This window comes from Dehalococcoidia bacterium (assembly GCA_022449765.1).
In the GTDB taxonomy this organism is placed as follows: domain Bacteria; phylum Chloroflexota; class Dehalococcoidia; order Lucifugimonadales; family Australimonadaceae; genus UBA2963.
Genome location: JAKUPZ010000009.1, coordinates 1 through 19147 on the forward strand (window position 1 = coordinate 1; position 19147 = coordinate 19147).

A 19147-nucleotide genomic window follows, 5' to 3' on the forward strand; every position below is an offset into this window, starting at 1 on the left:
CAGGCTGTGGTCCAAGGTATGCAAATACCAAGCCTGCTTTTACTTCTACCGGGTATGCCTTCATCTGGATTTTGTCTTTGAATCGAGCCTCCGGATCTTCTGTCTCTTCATAAGGCTGCTCTGTGCACTGACCAGTTTGATCGTATAACCAGCCATGGTATGGGCAACGGATACCTTCCTGCTCTGGTATTCCGTAAATCATATTCATGCGACGATGCGCACAATGAGGCTCGATTAGACCATAGGAACCTGAACGGTCTTTGTAGAGAATGAGGTCTTCTCCCAAAAGCCTGACCTTCATAGTCCATTTATCATTCATCTGTGATACCGCAGCAACTGGATGCCAGTACCGACGCATCAACTCTCCCATTGGTGTGCCCGGTCCAACTCGCGTATATCGATCGTTTGCTTCATGTGTCAGCATCTTTTTCTCCATGCACCTGTTATATAAACTTTACTGGCTAGGTAAGATTCTTTCTTCAAAAGCCCTGTTAGATTCTGAAAGCAATCTGGGAAATTCGTTAGTCTTGCAATTGTGCCAATCCTCAAGAGCATCTTCCCATTTTAAATTAGGCTCAAGAATTGTTGCACATGAACGCACAAAGTACATTTCGGGATTTTCAGAACCTGGCGGCATTTTGCCTTCCTTTTCAAAAGCAACCGCAGCACGGATCAAACTTCTACGTGCTCTAATAATGCTTGCATCCGTGGTCCCTAAATGCTCTTTTGTACGATCCATAATAGGGCCCATACTATGAATAACGGCAGAATCTTGTAAACGTACCGTAGGTATGCCTGTCATATTCTTAGTTTTCTTTGCTCGGGCATTGACAAGAAAATCTGAATCTAGTGCTGCTTTAGGCCACCAGTGAGAAAAAAATTTTCCATGTTGCTCGTCCTTCATTGGACCCACCCCTGGAGATAAAGCCCCAATTTCGTCTGCAAGTAATGCTGATGGTCTGCGAGTACCATCCATACGGCCTGATGGCTTCCACCAAATTCCCATGTGTAGGGTGTGATAATCATCAATTGGCACATAAATTGATAGAGGAACAACACCATCCTGAGCAGGAAACATTCCATAGAATGGAAAAAGGAATTGCGTAGTACGCCAGTATGTGTTTCCGTCAAGTTCCGTACGTTCTGCACCGTAAGTAAAGCCGTATTCTTTATCAACGATATGGAATTTAGCTCTCATGTCATTGTGGTATAAACCAAAGCGAGGCGAATCAGATGGATCTAAACGCCTATGTAAAAAATAGACGTGAGTAGAATCTAGTTCACCTTCCAAAGCCTGCATCCAATTGCATTCATAAACAATTTTCTGAGCATGATTGACGTTTTCTTCAGGGAGCAAGCCCCATTCAAATTGTGGAATTTGTGGCAAGTGCAGTTGGTCAGCGCCCATATATACCCAAGCTACGCCACCAAAATCAGCACATCTATACGACTTAATTTTTACTTTGTACTTAAAATTACTTTCAGCCGGTTCATTAGGCATCTCAATACATTGCCCTGATATATCAAATTTCCAGCCATGATATGCACAGCGTATACCTGATTCTTCATTACGCCCGTAAAAGAAATTCACTCCTCGATGGGGGCAATTAGGTTGAGTGACAGCCAACTCGCCTTCAGAGGATCTCCAAACAATGAGATCTTCTCCAAGTAGTCGTATACGTTGAGGCTGATCGTTTTCCTCATACTCCCAGGAATAGCCAAAAGGCAACCAATACTGCCTCATCATTTTCCCCATGGGAGTATCTGCACCAACACGGCAAAGCAAATCTGTATCTTCAGAAGAAAGCATTTATACCTCCGCACCTAGCTTGTATAAAAGCACTGGCACAATCATACTCTTATACGAAAATAAGTTAACAGTCTGCGTATACAAAGATGGAATTAGTAAATGGAAATCGTTGAAAAAATATCTGCTTCTGGAATGCGAATCTGGTATGCACTTCCTGAATCGGAGCTTTCAGCTCCTTTGATGGTAATGCTCCATGAACGATATGGGCCTGTAGAGCATAGCTTCAATGTAATCAAGCGAATGGCGTCCTATGGCTACGTCGCTTGCTTTGCTGATTTATTCCACAGATATCAAGGGGAAAGAGGACCGCTTGAACGTTCTGAGGCTCGCTACGACCCTACCGATATTCAAACAATCACTGACATTGACGAAACAATTGACTTCATGAAGCAAAATTCATTTGTAGATAATACAAAAATTGGGATAGTTGGGTTCTGTCAAAGCGGTAGAACACCGCTAGTGTACTCAGCTGCAGGGCGCAAAGTATCTGCAGTAGCTATTTTCCATGGTGGCGTCTATCCCCGTGATTACGAGCCGACTTTCGAGGGCCAAGAAGGGATTGGGACTGTGTTAACACGGCTTGATTGCCCTTTACTTGCATGTTTCGGAGAAAATGACAGGCTCGTTCCTTTGGAGAATATAAAAAAGCTACGCGATTCATTAAATACTCTAAACAAGCAAGCTACTTTAAAAGTATTTGCCAATACTCCTCATGGCTGGATGAATGAAACCAGACCAGACGAATACCAACACGATACATCTGAGCGGTCATGGGCAATACTTAGTGATTATTTTCAGCAGATATTCTCTGGTGAAAGTGATGCGGTAGCTGAAGTTGATTTTGAAGCTGATGCGGAAATCAACTTCAGCTTTTAAGCAGCTTCTATCTAGCTAAAGAAGGATTTTCTGATACGGCAAATCCTTCCAAGTCTTCCCATTCGCTAGGCCCACCTAATCCATGCTCAATATTCCAGGTAAGAGTATCAAAGCATTTACCTGTGACCCCACTTTTAGCATCTTGAGATGCCAAAAATAGAGCCAAAGGCACAATATGTTCAGGCCTCATTGGAGGTGGCGCATTGCGGTTTGCCATACCCATCTCACGACGAGCGATGTTCTGTTCATCAAATCCCGTGGTTCTGGTGTGGCCAGGAACAAGCAGGTTTACAGCAACATTTTGATCTCTAATCTCGTCTGCCATATAAAACATCATTGTCAAAAGTGCAGCTTTGGTAGATTGATAAGGCATTTCCCTGCTATTAGGACGCAGGGCGTGGTAGGCCCCTCCATAAGAATGGTGGAGTGCTCCGCTGCTAATTACAGACATGATGCTTCCGCTCTGTTTTTCTAGCATGGGCTGTACGAATCTACGTGTCACTTTCAACGCTCCAAAAACGTTGACTGCAAACATTCGTTCCCAATCCTCATCACTGGTTTCAAGAGTAGTTGTTCTACCGGTCGGAGGAAATAAAATTCGCTGGCGCATTGCAGCATCATTCATCAACGCATCGCATGTTCCCCATTTCTCTATGGTCCTTGCATATGCATCATCTATTTGCCCATCATTTGTCACGTCCACAGTTGCTACTATCACATCATCAGGTCGTGACTCTAATTCGCTGAGGAATTCCTTGTCGCTATCTCCAGAAAATCCTGTAGGCTCCCAGGAAATATCCATAGCAACGACTTTTGCTCCTCTTTCAAGAAAAGAACGAGTAAATGCTCTTCCCATTCCTCTTGCAGCACCAGTAATCGCGATTATTTTTCCTTCTAATTCAGACATGTTTACTCCTAGATTCTCTCTTTTTTATAGCCCGTACAGTCGTTTAGGATTATCAAAAAGGATTTTTCTTTTGACTTCTTCACTTACATCATTTCGTTGCCTAAAAGTATTGATGGCGTCGTTTTCACCAGAGATATCCGTGTGCCCGTAATCAGTCCCAATAACAATATTGTCTTCTCCAGCATAAGAAAGTACATACGGTAGATCATCGTCGGACTCACAGGAAACAAAAACATTTAACCCTTTCAGTAGGTCTTCAGGCATAGTTCGATTTAGTTTTCGTTCTCTTCTCCTCACTTCTTTAACAACCCAAGGGACCCATTGCGAAGAAACTTCTATAAAACCCCACCTTAGTTTAGGGAAATACTCTGGTATGTCGCTCATCATCACAACCAGCGACGAACCTACAGTAGGTACTCGAAGCGAATAAAAGCTAGATGCGCGATCGTGTGCAGATTTCATTCCACTAACTACCAATGGATTACCATTGGAAACGTGTACTGCAATACACATGTCTAATTTCTGGGCTTCCTCGTATAGGGGGTAAAAGTGAGGATCTACCAATGAGTGCTCTCCTTCAATAGATCTCATCATCACACCTACAGAGCCGTTGGCACGAGCATAACGTAATTCTTCAAGAGCCTCTGGAATTGACATGACTGGTACGACACAGGTCCAAGGCAGTCGATCATTTGACTGCTTATAGGCATCTGCCATCCATCTGTTCCAACCTCTACAAATTGCTATCTCTGCACGAGGATCATCAGTAAATTTTGTGATCCAAAAGCTGTTAAATATTATTTGGGTATCTACACCCATCCTGTCCATATCTTTAAGGCGTGCTCCTACATCATCTAAATCTCTTCCTTCCGGGGAAAGATTTAAATCAAATCCTTGCTTTTTCGAAAGCTCTGATAACTGTTGCTTATTCAAGTTAAAACTAGTTGGTCTAATTAAGTCACCAACTTTCCAGGCAATAGTCCCATCATTTGCCTGATACAAAACGGGGCGGAATTTTTGATCCGAAGGTTCAATGTAATCCCAAGTACGAGTCGTTTCTACAACATGCGCGTCTGCATCTATTACTTTAGTCGCGATTTCAGTGACCATAGTTTCCTCCCTATTGACGACCGCCATTTATATCAATAACTGCTCCAGTAGTATATGACGCTGCATCAGACACTAAATATAATGCAGCGCCCGAAATATCATCTGCGTCTCCAGTCCGACCTAAGGGGATGTTGTTAGGTCCTCGGCTACCCGGAGGTGCGTACGGATGTACAGCCGCACGGTCGGCATGTGCAATAGTACCTGGCGCAATAGCGTTCACTCTAATCTTGGGCGCCCATTCCTGAGCCATAGTTAACGTAAAGCTGATTACACCTGCTTTTGCAGCACCATACAGCCCATTCCCTGGGCTAGCGCCCTGCCCTGAAGCAGAAGCCATGTTAAGAATAGTTCCTTTACCCTGACTGAGCATGTAAGGAGCAACTGCGGAACTGGCGTGGAAAAAGCTCTTTAAATTAAGGTTCAGGCATTCGTCCAAATCTCCTGAAGTCATTTCTAGTAAGGGGCCCATACGAAAAGTTTCCCCCCAAGTCGCACCCGCGTTATTAACTAAAATATCGATCTGACCCATTTCATGAATAACCTCTTTCGCCATAGCATGCATTTGCTCAGGATCCCTGACATCGGCAATAATGCCCAGTCCACGTCGGTCCATACTCCGAATCTCATCAACAACGGGATCTACGGGTTTATGTATTCTTTCAGTTCCAAGGCTCACCGATTCTGGAAGCCTTGCAATGATTACAACATCTGCTCCTGCTTTAGCCAATGTAAGTGCAATTGAACGGCCAATACCTTGGCTTCCACCTGTAACAATTGCTACGCGGCCGGATAGATCCATAGAGTCCATATAATCCTCACTTCTGCGCAAGTATGGTTATTTTTAGCTAGTAGGTAAAGAGGCGCAATTTCTATTAATTCGGTAATATTAGCGCAATAGTATTAATATGAGTGATTCAGATAACTGCTAAAGTCCGATGAGGGGGCAATATGGTTTCAATAATACATTCTCGTGGCGATAGATCATTGCGTGATTTAGTAAATCTAGATGAAGGGTTAATCGCAAGAGAAATTTACGTAAATGAAGCAATATATCAGCAGGAATTAGAGCAAATATTTGCCCGTGCCTGGCTGTTCATTGGACATGAAAGCCAAATTCCTAATCCAGGAGATTTTGTCATATCCCGCATGGGTGAGGAAGAGATAATAGTTGTAAGGGATCGCAAAAATCAGATACACGCATTTCTTAATACTTGCAGGCATCGGGGAATGAAAGTTTGTCGATATGACGAAGGAAATACTCTTGTATTCACATGCCCTTTCCATGGATGGAGCTATGATACTGATGGGCGATTAGTTGGTGTTCCGTACTACAAAGCGGCATATCATGATGAGTTAGATAAATCGCAATGGGGACTGCATGAAGTTGCACAATTATCAAACTATTATGGGTCTCTTTGGGCAACATGGGACAAAAAAGCACCGTCTTTTGAAGATTATTTAGGAGTTTATGCTCCAACCGTACGTTGGTGTTTCGAAAGTAGTGGTGGTGAAGATAATGGTGTCGAACTATTCACACCTGCAACTAAATGGCATATCCCTACCAATTGGAAATTCCCTGGGTTCAGTTTCGACGGAGACAGCGCACATGGAGCAATGACGCATCGCTCAGTCAACGTTGCAGCTATCGGTCCTCAAGGTGAGCTAGATGGAGGAGGAAGAGGCGGAATTCAAGCGCCTTTTCCTAAAGAGCCATTTGAAATGATGCTCCCCGAACTCGGCCATGGTGGACATAACCACATGTACGAACTGCCTGGTACTCCTGAGTACGCGAACACCTGGCAAACTGAACCTCCAGAAGTTGATGAATATTACAAGGCTCAGCGAGAGAAAAAGCAGGCAAAATACAAAGGCACTTACCTACACGCAGGAAATGGCGGAACTGCGCTGGTCTGGCCAAATGTGAATATACAGCCTCATCGAATTTTAATCTGGCATCCTCATGGGGTCGGAGTTACTGAAAGCTGGCGACAGTACCCGGTTGATAGGGATGCCCCCCAAGTTGTAAAAGACGCTCAGCGACGGTACATGATGAGGTATGGAGGTCCTACAGGCCTTACTGAATCTGACGACATGGAAAACTGGAATTATGCATTCCCCGCAAGTTTAGGGACTATTGCACAAAGACTTCCATATAATTTTCAAATGGGTTTGGGGCATGCACATACTGACGAGCGAATGGAAGGTATGACATTCAATTATCGTATCGCTGAAGAAAATCAAAGAGCTCGCCTAAGGCGCTGGATTGAATTCATGGAAGCGCCAAGCTGGGATGAGATATTCCCAGTAAATCCTAAAAAAAACACGGAACGAAAATAAATGACAAGCAACAACGAGAAACCTAATGCTGATGATTTGATTAATGTAAACAACACTGTCATTCTTACTAATTTGCCTGAAGGTCAAAAAGTTAAATTGCGAGATGGGTCCGTGGCGGAAGTTACAGCCAATCCGAGAGACGGCGGGTGGATATTTATAAAGTTCATTGAGTCACCAGACGATCCTTCACTAGTTGGCACTGAAGATATGGCATTCGCGGCCGATGTTGTCGGCCTGGTGGATTAGGAAGTAGGGAAAATGAGTAATTATGCTACTGATACTTCAATTGAACGATTGCTATTTGAAAGAGAAATCGAAAAATTCCTTTACTATGAAGCTGAGCTCTTAGATGATCGAAGATTTAATGAATGGATTGAACTAATAGCAGACGATATCCACTACCACATGCCCGTTCGTCGGAACGTCAAATTTGGAGAGCAGCATCGTGAAAATTCAGACTCGAAATCAGAGATTTCATGGTTTGATGAAGGTAAAAGAACATTGGCAGGTCGTGTGCGTCAAATTAATACTGGGTTGCATTGGGCAGAGGAACCTTTTTCAAGGGTCCGTCACATCATCAGTAACATCGTAGTAGGTGAGCTGTCTGAAAATGAAGTCCCAGTGAGAAGTAATTTCTTTGTTTGGACCAATCGTCTGCAAACAGAGGTCAATGTATTCGTCGGAACTAGGCAGGATATTTTAAGAAAAGACGATCAGACAGGATGGAAAATCGCGAAGCGTCTTATTCTCCTAGATCAGAATGTCCTTTTGTCAAAGGCCATCACAACTTTTTTCTAATGCCTTTATCTGCTGAGTGGCGAATTTTCGGGGAATTTGATGTTTTGTTAATTCTCAGAGCTTCAGGTGAAGTAAAAGAAGCCCTAACAGTTGATGTGAGTAATCTGCATGATTTCCTTACTCAAATGGATAGCACCTTTTCAGTTGCTGGAGATTTGCCAATTGAAGGAACAAAACGCAACCCAGAACCTTGGGGAGCTCTTGTGCTGTCTCGTGAACAATCTGGGGAAATTATAGATATGGATCCTGAGAAATTTTGGGAAGGAGTCCATATATGGTTCCGGTCACATGGTGTAGATTACGATACTCCCATTCGTAACCATCCCAAATTTAACCATTAGCCCTGTCTGGTGGCCGGGAAAAAAATACGCAAGCGCTACCTAGAAACGAAACTAAGGAAAATCCAACAAGCGCGAAAAAATAACTTTCAAAAGTGTCATAAGCAACAGCCGCAACTACAGGTCCTAAAGCCTGTGCAATTGTCTGAAATGCAGTAACTACTCCGCTTATACTACCTAATCTACCGCGACCAAAATAATCAGCAAAAATAATCTTCTGTAATGTCATTTGCCCAGTTAGAACGACTCCCCAAAATACTGCCCAAGCAAATGCAAGCCAAATCGCATTAGCTGCGCCCAAAAGAGCAAAAGCACCCACGCCTATTAAGGCTGTATCCAATGTAAGGCTACGGCGTGCACCGAATCGATCCGCAGCATAGCCCCAGATTACTGCGCCCAAAACTCCACTTGATGCATAGCACGCAAGTACAAGCACTGCTAATGATGATGAAAAGCCATGATCCATAAAGAAAGGGATCATATGCAATGTGACTCCCGTCCTGATCAACCAGGTCGTGCAAATAGAAGCAATAAGCAGATAATAAGAAGGTATTCGCTTAGCCTCATGAAAACCCAAGGAAATCTGAGGTTCTCTGAGGTCTGCTGCAGGCACCGAATTACCCTCTTGCACCTTTGGAATTACTCCATCAGGGAGCAATCCCAGATCCTCGGGCTGCCTTCTCATGAATATAATTGCTGGGAAAAATGACAGGATCCATATGACTATACCTGCAACCACTGCGGCAACGCGCCAGCCGTAAAGGTTTACCAATAGCTGCACATAAAGAGGGGTAATGGTGGATCCTGCTTGAGAACCAATGCTCCCAAACGCAACTGCGCGCCCTCTTTTTTCAATGAACCATTTGGGGATGATTATTCCTAAGGCTACTCCCGTTACTCCATTCGACATCATGCGTGCGATGGTCTGTAGAGCATAAAATTCCCATAGCGTTGTGATCCAGTTCATCAGGACAAACGCTGCGCCCACTAAACCAAATGCAATTCCAAGAGCAACTCTTGGACCAAATCTATCAATCAATGGACCTACGAAAAGAGCTATTGCTCCCCCAAGTAAGGAACCGAGAGACATTGCCCCTGCAAACTGAGTTCGTGTCCAACCAAATTCCGCATTCATTGGCGCAAGGAAAACACTCAACACATTGAATGTCTCTGTGCTCTGAGTAAACATACCCAAAGCAGTCACAATGATAATCACCCAGCCGTAGTAAAACCGGGGCTGATTGTTTGTATTTTTTTTATTCAATAAATTACTTGTGTAAGGCTAACTTCTTATCAGCCTGCTCTCGAGTTAGTTTCCCTGCATCAACCATTGATTTGTATTTTTTAGTAAGCAAAGCAAGCTTCTCGTCTGCCTGAATCTGCGTAAGCTTTCCTGCCGTTACCAGATCGCTTAAGCTCTGGGTTTTCTTTTTTTGGATGTTTATTTTTTTAGCGTAGGTTTTCTTAGATTTATTAGGTGTTATTTTTCCCTTGGATTTACCTATTTTCTTCCTATCTGCCTTTTCCTTTTTACCTTTTGGCTCATCCTTAAACTTGTTAACAGTGATTTGAGCAGCTCTATTATTTCTCTGAGCCCTGTTTCTAAAAGGTCTTTCCATTTTCGGGGAAGCGCTTGGGCTTTGCTGAGCATCTATGCGATCTCTACGTACTAGAGGCGCATTTGAGGAGTTCTGCTCGTCCTTCGATTGCATAGCAAATACTACCGCGAAAGTGGAAATTCCCAGGGAAATTATTACTAGTACTAATAGACCAATCGTCCAAATTCGAAAATTACTTGCCATGTCGTTAAATTACCAGTCTCTTACAAATTAGTCACTAAACGATATACCCGCATTCCTTATAATAATCTTGCGCACCCTCATGGATCGGAGCGCCAGTAAAAGATTCGTTCCATTGTTTCTCAATAGGCCCGGTCAAAGAGGACCAGTATTTGGTCGTCGTCACTGGTAATCCGCCAGCTTCACCGTTGTCGTAGTCCAGCTGAATTGACGTAAGCTCAATATCGCGCTTTTTTTTATCTATTGCTTTTGCCAAGTAATATGCGATTTCAGAATCCAAATCTGCACGGCATGTGACGACAATGTGGGAGTCGTCAAGCGCAAGTAAATTACTTTCAATGCTTGCCACGAATCCAGAAGGAGTAATTTGACGCCTTAATCCTTTTGACTCCAGACGCTGCATTACGGTTTCATCTATTCCCAGAAACTTGTATCCGCGTGAACCCACCCATGGCCATGCTGAAAAATCGTAAGCGCTTCCATCACCCCAGAGCCCATCCAATTGATTTGCTTCAAAGCGTTTTTTTGCTTCTGCTGCTGTATGTTCAATCCGGCGCACCGAGCCGCCCCACTTTTCAATGTCTGCATAGGAAAAGCCATATTCATTTAGCACAGCTTCGCCACCGCTTCCAGCAATATGTAATGCTGGCTTTTTTTCAGCAATCTGCGCAAATGATGTTATTCCTGTCCAGGGAGCCATGGAAAACAGAAATCTATCCTCTTGAGGAAGCCAGGCGATTGTGCGTAACCATTCATCCGGAGATGCGCCTGCGTATAACCCTTCTCCAGAAAACCGATGTTCATTCACTACCCATTTTGAAAAAATCACATCTACTGCACCTTGCGAAAGCGCACTGTAACCCCCTGGTCCTAAAACATGTGCAGAAGCTTTTATATCCATAAATTCACTCAACCCCCTACCAATGGCCTGTGTAAAGCGGAATTGAGTGGACCATGATGTTCCAAATTTTATTTCTCTCGGTTCAGATTTAGTCATATATATATTCTCTTACTTACTGATGATTTACGAATAAATTTTGCCAATATTCATGACATAGTACATGCCAATTAGTATCCTATAAATATGTCCAAAAAATCACCGCGTATACCAAAAGACACGAAACCTGTTGAGGACGACCGTACTCAACTTGATATTCGTGAGTACGGCCGCTTCAGAAAAGAAGAGGACTACAAGCCCACTGATCCACCTGACTATGAAAGCAAGATCCATGGGAGCACTCGCAGGATTTAGTCCTATCACTATTAAGAGGCAAGTTTGAAGCAGATATTTGCAAATTTTATTGAACGGCGTTCAGGTCTCCTTATTGCTGCTTTTTTTACAGCAACCTTATTTCTATCTATACCTGTTGCGACACAAGGCTCTCCAGATTCTGCCTCTACTGAACCTGATGGAGAAGCATTCGATCTTCGCGATGACATTGCCTCAAAGCTCGCCTCCCCTATATTTCCCATCGCCTATATTGCTGAATCAAAAAATGGTGACGTTCTTACCAAAGATTCTTTGTTGACATTATTTCGTGCTGAGGAAGAATTGCGACAAAAAGATGAGCAAGGCCTACTCGCAGTCAATGGGCTGCCGAATAACTCCTACTTAATCAAGTCTTTCAGTGTTCAGTCGAATTCTGAATATTATGGTGTGAGCACCATCGCAGATATGGCTAACCAGGTCCTTCAAACCCACCCTCTTCTAGGTACAAACCTAGAAACGGCGTCTGAGGAGCAGGTTAAATTTGCAATCCATTTTCTCCTTGCCAATCCTTTAACATCTTCCCTTCAAAGCCAGCTTTCAACAAAAGCAACTAGGGAAACCCGTACCGTACTAGGGGAGAACATTGATTGGTGGATTTCACCTGCAATCAATTTTGTCGTAGTTGCAGATAACAAGCTACTGGGAGGCGAAAACACGCGCAGTGCAGGTTCCCTTTCCAGTGACGAAACCACGCTAACCAAGGAGCATTTTGCCCGTAATATCCAGTCAATCTTGCGGGTAGACCAAACACACTATCAAGTCTGGGGGTTGGCGATAGACCAAAACCTAGAAGCTGAAGACGAGGGCTCTACAGCAGGCATTTTTATAACTCTGACTGTTATTGCCGCCCTGGGCGTTGTGGGTATCTCTCTTCGAACATATTGGGCAACGGCCTTAGTAGCCATGGGTATTGGGTTTTTAATGATTTGGCTCAAAGGGCTAAGTACACTACTCGGCATCAAGGGTGGGTTAATCATTGAATTTATCGTACCCATTGCGATGGTTTCCCTAGGAGTGGATTTCGCTGTGCATGCAGTCAGGCGTTATCGAGAAGAACGCCTAAACGGTTATGCGCCACGCATGGCACTGCGCATTGGGTTCGCGGGCGTACTCAGCGCACTCGCACTTGCAATGGCAAGCGATGGGATAGCATTTTTATCAAACGTTCCATCAGGCATAGAAGCTGTAACGCACTTTGGGCTTTCTGCAGGGATAGCCGTTTTTTCTTCCTTTATTGTTCTCGGCATAATTGTCCCTTTGATACTGATGCGTATTGAAAATCTTGGGCAAAGATCCACCATTCCTAATGCAGCGCTATCCAAAGTCCTGTTTTGGTCAGGACTAATAGGGGTGATCACCACAACTGGATTTGCGGTGATACTCACGGTTGCATTAAATATTCAGATTGGAGTGTTAGTGCTTTTCGGAGTAGCCATCATCTTCATAGGCATCCCTTTGCTTGTTACCAAACGAGATGGTGTACCTTCAGATGAATCTAGCAAATTTCATAAAAAGCGACCCCTTATTGAACGGCTTCTTCCGAAGATTGTTCTGGTGCTTGCCGAATACAAATATTTCACGCTGCTTCTCACTCTTATCGTTACAGCGCTAAGCATATTTACAGCTCTAAAATTAGAAGCGACATTCGACGTAAAGGATTTTTTTGAAAATGATTCGGACTTTGTTGTTGGATTAGATAAGCTTGATGAACATGTCGGGGATCGCTCGGGCGAGGGTGGAATAGTTTATATTCGCGGAGATCTAACTGACCCGGAAGCACTCGTAATGATTGATGAACTAATGTCAAAATTAGGCAGCAATCCCTACGTAGGAAAAGAAGCTGATGGCACTCCAAGTATTTTCCATAGAAACGTGATCAGCATGGTCAAGCGTATCTCCTTGGATCCTGTGGTTTTTGAAAAAATTACCGGTCAGCAAATTATCGACAACAACAATGACGCAATTCCCGACTCAAAAGAACAGATCAAAGCCATCTTTGATTTCATTCGGCTTAACGGGGTGCCGCTAAATCAAGATGTTCTGGTCTACACCGTAGAAGATGTCAGCACCTCTTTCTTCCATGACCCCAGTGGCTCCGAAGAAAATGTTGCGACACTCATAGTCGGCATTCCGGGTACAAGGGAGCAAGCCGTAGTGCAGGAGGCAGAGATCTCATTATCGAAAGATTTGGAGTTTTTGGCAGCCAATGTATCCATATCAAAAGTGGGGCTTACAGGAGCACCTTTCACCAGAAATGCAGAGCTTACAGCTAGCACTAATGCATTAAGAACATCTTTGCCAATAGCTGTAATTGGCACATTAATTTTTCTTATTCTCAGCATGCGATCATTCAGGTTTGCTGTTGTCACAGTTATCCCTGTAATACTTGTAGCATCCTGGCTTTATGCGCTCATGTACCTTTTAGGCTTTGCCTTGAACCTTGTTACAGCGACGATTGGAGCCTTATCAGTAGGTGTCGGAATCGATTACTCCATACATATGACAGAGCGCTATCGTGAGGAAATGACTCGTTCTTCAAGCAAGTTAGCAGCCATCGAATATGCCGCAAAAGAGACTGGCTCAGCATTATTAGCATCTGCAGGTTCCAGTATCGTTGGCTTTACTATCATGGGGTTTGCACCAATGCCTTTGTTCTCGTCTTACGGTATTTTGACAGCGATAATGATTTTCTTAGCACTTGCTGCGGCACTAGTCGTCCTCCCATCACTCCTAATAATAGCTACTGGTTCTCAATATTCGTCCTCAGAAACAACAATTGACGCCCGCCTAAACTAAATATAACGTCTGCGTATATATCTCTTAGATTCTTTGGGAGGAGAAACTATGACAACAAATAACGACCCGGCTCAAGTTCCAGTATTTGAGCGTATCGACAGCTACGAAGAGTGGAAAAGAGATGAGGGTGTCAAATTACACGGAGGGCTATACATAAAAGACTTGTATAGCTTGGAGTTGGATTACTGGCCAAGAAAAGGCGTTAATGGAGCAGTAGTCTATCTTGATGGAGATGAAGATACTGACGAGCATGTCATCGAAATAGGTCCAGCAGGGAAAACAAACCCCGAGCACCACATGTACAACGAAGTCATTTACGTCCTTAGCGGGCGAGGAGCTACTTCGGTATGGTATGACGAATCAAAGAAGCAAACATTCGAATGGGCTGAAGGTGCCTACTTCTCCATACCAATGAATGCTACCTTCCAGCATTTCAATGGAAGCGGTTCAGAACCAACACGCATGGTTTCAGTAACCACCTTGCCAGGTGTATTAAGAAAGTTCATTACCCCAGACTTTATCTGGAATAACCCTTACGTTTTCCCTGATCGTCTCAATACGGAAGAAGGATGGGCTTCGGGTTCCGGCTCAATGTACAAAGGGCGTATTTGGGAAACTAATTTTCTTCCTGATGCGGCGAACATGCCTATGCCAGAATGGCACGAGAGAGGAGCAGGCGGAACTAACATAATGCTTTCTCTTGCTGATAACACAGTTGCTTCTCACATTTCCGAATTCCCAGTAGGAACTTATAAAAAAGCACATCGGCATGGGCCAGGCGCTCACCTCCTAATCACCGGCGGCGTTGGCTTTGCTCTTGTTTGGAAAAATGAAGACATGTCTGATCTTGTGAAGGCAGACTGGCAAAGAGGAAGCCTCTATCTTCCTACGCAGGATGCAGATAATGAATATTTCCATCAGCATTTCAATGTTGGAACCACGCCTGCACGATATATCAATATGAGCCCCGCCAATTCTCGAAAATATGCAGTAAGGCGAGGAAGTAACGATATCTCTAAGCAAGGTGAAATCCGCGCGATGGTCAGCATCAAAGAGGGCGGTATCCAATTAGAGTATGAAGATGAATCACGAAGAGTACATGAGATTTTTGAAGAAGAATTACGTAAGCATGGGCAGGAATGCAGGATGAAAAACTTAATCCCCTATTGCACTGGAGTTGAAGGACCCCAGAACAAGAAAGGTGCTCTTAAGGCTTGGGATTAATCTTGACTTGATTTCTATAGAAAATAAGGACCCGCTTGGGTCCTTATTTTTTGCGTTTTTTCTTACGGGAAGGCTGCGTCACTATAACTGGCTCAATAATTCTGGTGTTCGTACAAGAACCATCTTTGACTTCATATACATGAGTCGCAATCGTATCGAGGATCTCAGGATCATGTGACGCACAAACAATAGTGCCATCATATTTATTCAGTGCGCTAACCAAACTGGTTCGTGTTGCTCTATCCAAGTGGTTAGTGGGCTCATCCAAAAGCAGGACATTGGTAGGCTGAATGAGAAATTTGGCTAGTGCAACTCTGCTTCGCTCCCCTCCGGAAAGTACTGATACTGGTTTAAAAACATCATCCCCTTTAAACAAAAATTCTCCGAGAACGGTTCTTACCTTCTCCTCAGTTGCCTCAGTGGCAACTGACTGTACTTCTTCCAACACTGTTCGGTCGGGATCGAGGGCTTCATCCTGGTGCTGTTCGTAATACCCTGGGCGAGCTCTTTCAGCCCAGTTCACGCTCCCCTCAACCGGATCTACCTGACCCATAGCTAATTTGAGTAGCGTCGATTTACCACTACCGTTAGGTCCCACCAGTACAATTTTCTGCCCTCTCTCTACCATCAAGCTAGTATCCATAAGAACAAAATCGTCGTCGAATGCAACTGAAACTGAGTCAACTGAAAGTACTTTCTGCTCAACTCTACCGTGTGATTTAATGCTGAATTTTGCGCCAACTTCTCGACGGGGTGCAGATATACGTTGGACTTTAGCAAGGGCTTTCTCCCGGCTTTTAACCTGGGTAGCTTTGGTTGCCTTTGCCCTGAAACGATCAATAAACAATTGCTGAGAAGCCAACTGCCGTTGCTGTCTTGCAGCGGCCTGTTCCTGCTGAACCCTTCGTTTTTCCTTTTGTGCCAAGTATTTCGTGTAATTGCCAGTATAAGAAACAACGCCCTGGCTTCCGACTTCCAGGACTCTCCCCACTACCTTGTCGAGAAACGAACCATCGTGCGTAACCAAAACCAGCGTTCCCTCATACATACGTAACTCTCTCGCCAGCCAATCCTGTGCATTCTTGTCCAAATGGTTAGTAGGTTCATCTAATAGCAAATGATCAGGAAGTCTTACTAAGGCCTTAGCCAGAGAAATTCGCATCCGCCATCCACCGCTAAATGATCCACATTTTTTAAATCTGTCCGTTTTTTTGAAACCTAGCCCGCTGAGGACTCGATCGACACGAGCATCGATTTCATACCCATCCAAAGTAGAAAACCGTTCATACAGTTCAACTGACTCTTCAACAAGCCTTGAATCAGCGGAGTCGCCATTAGCTAACTCGTCTTCAATTTGCTTGATGCGGTTGGAGACAAATAAGGCATCAGGGAAAGCACTCCACATCTCTTCAACCAAGCCATTATCAGGATCAAATCCAGATTCTTGTTTGAGATAACCAAGGGTTCCGTTTCTATGCCCCGCTGAGCCAGAAGATGGGTAATCTTCGCCTCCCAGCATTCGTAGCAAGGTGGTTTTACCTGCTCCATTAGGGCCCACAAGAGCAGTCCGCTCACCGTCAGCTATATTGAAAGAGACATCTTTGAAAAGATCGAATCCCCCAAATGACTTATTAACGTTTTCTGCGAATAACATAGAGAGCCTATTATCCAACTTCTATCTTGAGTATTGAACTCAAAACGATGCCCTCTTGGGATTAATCCGTAGAGGGCGTCGTAACAACTTATAGATTTTCTTGATCAACCAAATTTAACTTGCAAATGCCTGCAACTTCACTTCGACTCTGATTTCATCTTCAAGGCTTAAAACTGCTCTAGCTGTTGGAACGGGCATTTTTAGCTGATCCCACGTAACAACGGTTTTACCTGTTATTGAAATATGATCCCCTGAATCAATAGCTACAATGTCAAAATCAACAGGGATATCATTCCCTTTAATTTTCAAGATAGAGGCAATTTTAGTGCTTACCTCCACGCCTGTTTCAAAGCCTTTTGGAAGAGTTTCAATTGGTGGCACTTCTAATATTGCAGTACGGTTATCTGGAAACATCCTCCTCTTTACATAGCGATCCCTTGAACTTGAATCGCTCGTCAAACTGTGAAGGTCCATTTCTATAATAGATTCTCTGCCGTCGAGGAAAATATTCCCCTCTAATTTGCTGGTTGTTAAAACAGCGTCAATTGGAGAGGATAATCGGAACAATTGCTCAGTAACGCTGAAGGAGATTTTGGAACCTTCTGCAACACTGAACGCCACACCTTCGTAATCTCCCACAGAACGTTTCGCATTCTTACCCTCTTGTTCTTTAGATGCTACGGGAGAGGAATCGGGTGTTTGGATAGGAGCAGGAACCGCAGTAGGTGCTGCAGTGGGAGCAGGATTACTAACGGGAGTAGATGTCGGTTTCGCAACCGAAGCCTCATCTACTAGCGCTGGAGCCACCGATTCAGATGTGCTCTGGACGCTGGGGTCTGGAGAAGAGGAACATGCAACTATAAATGCTAAGGCAATAGTAAAAGTAATTAGGTTTCGTATTTTCATACGATAAGGATAATATTTTTTGAGGAAAAGGTTAACGGTAGTCGTAATTTTTAGTAAAGATAAACAATTGGACGCAGTGAAATTTCACTGCGTCCAATTGTTGTGTCACGCTACTTAGTTAAGTTGATATCCAGCTTCGCCATGATCGCTTGAATCTAATCCCGCATCTTCTTCAGATTCAGCAGATCTTATACCTAGGCCAGGGATTACATCTAAAACTTTCAGTAGAGCAAAAGTTACCACTAGTGAATACACGAACGTACTGACAATCAAAACTATGTTGTCCACTAGCAACGCAGAGTCACCTTCAATCAGGCCAATATCTGCGGCAAAAATACCGCAGCCGAGCAGGCCTACCATTCCACCTACACCGTGGACAGCAAATACATCAAGGGCATCATCAAATCGTAGTTTGTCTTTGAAAAACACCACATAGAAAGTGATGATTCCGGTCACAACGCCTAAAATTAAAGAGGGGCCAACGCCAATAAATCCGGCAGCTGGTGTGATGGTTGCCAATCCGGCAATTGCACCCGTGGCAGCGCCTACGCCGCTAGCCTTACCGTTGTGGAACATACCAAGAAGCACCCAAACCATCATTGCAGTAGCTGCACATGTGTTAGTTACTAAGAATGCACTTACCGCGACTCCATCAGCAGCAAGGCCGGATCCTGCATTAAATCCAAACCAACCGAACCACAGAATTGATGCACCTAGCAAAACATAAGGAACATTGTGGGGCAAAATACCATTCTCTATATTCCTGCGCTTGCCAACAAGAACTGCTGCAGCAATTGCTGCTACACCAGCATTGATGTGAACCACTGCACCTCCTGCAAAGTCCAGTGCACCTCTTTCGGCCAACCATCCTTCAGGAGCCCATACCCAGTGTGCTACAGGCGCATAGACGATAGTCACCCATAGAACCAGGAATATGAGGTAGGTCTTGAATTTGAATCGTTCACAAAACGCACCGGTTATAAGTGCCGGAGTGATGATTGCAAACATCATTTGGAAAATTGCAAACACCTGCTCATCTGCACTATCCACACCGGACAAAGCAAAATTACTCAAGCTACCGATAAGCGCATTACCACCTTCGCCGAAAGCAAGGCTGTAGCCCCAAAGTACCCAGACGACACTCACAACTCCAAGCGAAATAAATGAGTACATCATGGTAGAAACCACGTTTTTACCCCTCACCAAGCCACCGTAAAAAAAGGCCAATCCAGGGGTCATAAGCAATACCAAAGCACTGCATGTCAACATCCAAGCAATAGATCCAGAATCCATACGAAAGATCCTCCCGTCAAGAAATTTAG

The 19147-nt window shown here is 44.1% G+C and carries 19 protein-coding genes; 8 read left to right on the forward strand and 11 right to left on the reverse strand.

All coding sequences use genetic code 11. The annotated features are described in order from the left end of the window. Positions 1–436, reverse strand: a 436-nt coding sequence (locus tag MK127_05185) for a Rieske 2Fe-2S domain-containing protein (protein MCH2532186.1), incomplete at its 3' end; no start/stop codon positions are given. Positions 437–454: 18 nt separating this feature from the next. Next, positions 455–1810, reverse strand: a complete 1356-nt coding sequence (locus MK127_05190; protein ID MCH2532187.1) for a Rieske 2Fe-2S domain-containing protein — start codon at positions 1808–1810, stop codon at positions 455–457. Positions 1811–1909: 99 nt separating this feature from the next. On the opposite strand from MK127_05190, the gene MK127_05195 reads away from it, so the two are divergent. Next, positions 1910–2686 carry a dienelactone hydrolase family protein gene (locus MK127_05195; GenBank protein MCH2532188.1) on the forward strand — a complete coding sequence of 259 codons (777 nt, stop codon included), beginning with the start codon at positions 1910–1912 and terminating at the stop codon, positions 2684–2686. A 7-nt stretch (positions 2687–2693) separates the two neighbouring features. On the opposite strand, the gene MK127_05200 is transcribed toward MK127_05195, so the two are convergent. Genes MK127_05200 through MK127_05210 form a run of 3 tightly spaced genes read right to left on the reverse strand, consistent with a single transcriptional unit; the run spans position 2694 to position 5511 of the window. Continuing rightward, positions 2694–3593 carry an SDR family oxidoreductase gene (locus MK127_05200; protein MCH2532189.1) on the reverse strand — a complete coding sequence of 300 codons (900 nt, stop codon included), beginning with the start codon at positions 3591–3593 and terminating at the stop codon, positions 2694–2696. Positions 3594–3617: 24 nt separating this feature from the next. Beyond that, positions 3618–4703 carry an amidohydrolase gene (locus MK127_05205; GenBank protein MCH2532190.1) on the reverse strand — a complete coding sequence of 362 codons (1086 nt, stop codon included), beginning with the start codon at positions 4701–4703 and terminating at the stop codon, positions 3618–3620. Positions 4704–4713: 10 nt separating this feature from the next. Then, the gene (locus MK127_05210) at positions 4714–5511 is read right to left on the reverse strand and encodes an SDR family oxidoreductase (protein ID MCH2532191.1); all 798 of its coding nucleotides are present in this window, start codon (positions 5509–5511) and stop codon (positions 4714–4716) included. A gap of 140 nt (positions 5512–5651) precedes the next feature. Between MK127_05210 and MK127_05215 the strand changes: the two genes are divergently transcribed. The 4 genes from MK127_05215 to MK127_05230 are packed head-to-tail and all read left to right on the forward strand — an operon-like array spanning position 5652 to position 8179. Further along, positions 5652–7040, forward strand: a complete 1389-nt coding sequence (locus tag MK127_05215) for a Rieske 2Fe-2S domain-containing protein (GenBank protein MCH2532192.1) — start codon at positions 5652–5654, stop codon at positions 7038–7040. Next, positions 7041–7286, forward strand: a complete 246-nt coding sequence (locus MK127_05220; GenBank protein MCH2532193.1) for a hypothetical protein — start codon at positions 7041–7043, stop codon at positions 7284–7286. It abuts the gene before it with no gap. 12 nt (positions 7287–7298) lie between these two features. Beyond that, the gene (locus MK127_05225) at positions 7299–7838 is read left to right on the forward strand and encodes a 3-phenylpropionate/cinnamic acid dioxygenase subunit beta (GenBank protein MCH2532194.1); all 540 of its coding nucleotides are present in this window, start codon (positions 7299–7301) and stop codon (positions 7836–7838) included. After that, positions 7838–8179 carry a hypothetical protein gene (locus tag MK127_05230; protein MCH2532195.1) on the forward strand — a complete coding sequence of 114 codons (342 nt, stop codon included), beginning with the start codon at positions 7838–7840 and terminating at the stop codon, positions 8177–8179. Before MK127_05225 ends, MK127_05230 begins: the two co-directional genes overlap by 1 nt. On the opposite strand, the gene MK127_05235 is transcribed toward MK127_05230, so the two are convergent. The 3 genes from MK127_05235 to MK127_05245 all read right to left on the reverse strand — a co-directional run bounded on the left by MK127_05235 (position 8169) and on the right by MK127_05245 (position 10972). Further along, positions 8169–9440 (reverse strand): MFS transporter, encoded by a 1272-nt coding sequence (locus MK127_05235; protein MCH2532196.1) that lies wholly within the window; start codon positions 9438–9440, stop codon positions 8169–8171. The two genes, MK127_05230 and MK127_05235, sit on opposite strands and share 11 nt — an antisense overlap. A 4-nt stretch (positions 9441–9444) precedes the next feature. Continuing rightward, a complete protein-coding gene (locus MK127_05240; GenBank protein MCH2532197.1) occupies positions 9445–9795 on the reverse strand; it encodes a hypothetical protein in 351 nt (116 codons plus the stop codon). Positions 9796–10012: 217 nt separating this feature from the next. Then, a complete protein-coding gene (locus MK127_05245) occupies positions 10013–10972 on the reverse strand; it encodes a TAXI family TRAP transporter solute-binding subunit (GenBank protein MCH2532198.1) in 960 nt (319 codons plus the stop codon). An 87-nt stretch (positions 10973–11059) separates the two neighbouring features. On the opposite strand from MK127_05245, the gene MK127_05250 reads away from it, so the two are divergent. The 3 genes from MK127_05250 to MK127_05260 are packed head-to-tail and all read left to right on the forward strand — an operon-like array spanning position 11060 to position 15265. Further along, the gene (locus MK127_05250; GenBank protein ID MCH2532199.1) at positions 11060–11227 is read left to right on the forward strand and encodes a hypothetical protein; all 168 of its coding nucleotides are present in this window, start codon (positions 11060–11062) and stop codon (positions 11225–11227) included. Positions 11228–11251: 24 nt separating this feature from the next. Next, positions 11252–14041, forward strand: a complete 2790-nt coding sequence (locus tag MK127_05255; protein MCH2532200.1) for an efflux RND transporter permease subunit — start codon at positions 11252–11254, stop codon at positions 14039–14041. Between the two features lie 48 nt (positions 14042–14089). After that, positions 14090–15265: an ethanolamine ammonia lyase-activating protein gene (locus tag MK127_05260; protein ID MCH2532201.1), complete on the forward strand. Its 1176-nt coding sequence runs from the start codon at positions 14090–14092 to the stop codon at positions 15263–15265. Positions 15266–15308: 43 nt separating this feature from the next. Here MK127_05260 and MK127_05265 read toward each other — a convergent pair whose 3' ends face one another. From MK127_05265 to MK127_05275, 3 genes are all read right to left on the reverse strand, one after another. Continuing rightward, on the reverse strand, positions 15309–16919 hold the full coding sequence (locus MK127_05265) for an ATP-binding cassette domain-containing protein (GenBank protein MCH2532202.1): 1611 nt from the start codon (positions 16917–16919) through the stop codon (positions 15309–15311). A gap of 114 nt (positions 16920–17033) precedes the next feature. Further along, positions 17034–17825 (reverse strand): hypothetical protein, encoded by a 792-nt coding sequence (locus MK127_05270; GenBank protein ID MCH2532203.1) that lies wholly within the window; start codon positions 17823–17825, stop codon positions 17034–17036. Between the two features lie 114 nt (positions 17826–17939). Next, positions 17940–19118 (reverse strand): ammonium transporter, encoded by a 1179-nt coding sequence (locus tag MK127_05275; protein MCH2532204.1) that lies wholly within the window; start codon positions 19116–19118, stop codon positions 17940–17942. Between the last annotated feature and the right edge of the window lie 29 nt (positions 19119–19147).